The 383-nt window shown below is 47.3% G+C and carries 1 protein-coding gene; it reads right to left on the bottom strand.

Translation table 11 applies throughout. The features are described 5' to 3' along the window. The coding region (locus AM228_RS35060) for a tetratricopeptide repeat protein (protein WP_231636725.1) at nt 1-383 on the bottom strand (383 nt) is incomplete at both ends.

The raw sequence follows: 383 nt of genomic DNA, 5'->3' as shown, positions 1-383 counted from the left end.
ATACAACGGTTCCGCCTCCTCATACCTTCCCTGAGACCTGTACAGTTCCGCTAAATTGTTGAGGTGAGTTGCTAGAGAGGGATGGTCTGGTGGTAAGGATTTTTCATCAATGGCGATCGCTCTTTTATACAACGGTTCCGCCTCCTCATACCTTCCCTGAGAATCGTACAGACCCGCTAAATTGTTGAGGTCTGTTGCTAGAGAGGGATGGTCTGGTGGTAAGGATTTTTCATCAATGGCGATCGCTCTTTTATACAACGGTTCCGCCTCTTCATACCTTCCCTGAGACTCGTACAGTGCCGCTAAATTGCTGAGGGAACTTGCTAGATCGGGATGGTCTGGTGGTAAGGATTTTTCTACTATAGCGATCGCTCTTAAATACA

Origin of the sequence: Planktothricoides sp. SR001, assembly GCF_001276715.1 — a bacterium.
Taxonomy (GTDB): Bacteria; Cyanobacteriota; Cyanobacteriia; order Cyanobacteriales; family Laspinemataceae; genus Planktothricoides; species Planktothricoides raciborskii.
Note: the sequence above shows the minus strand (reverse complement) of the source record. Positions and strands in the feature narration are given on the sequence as shown.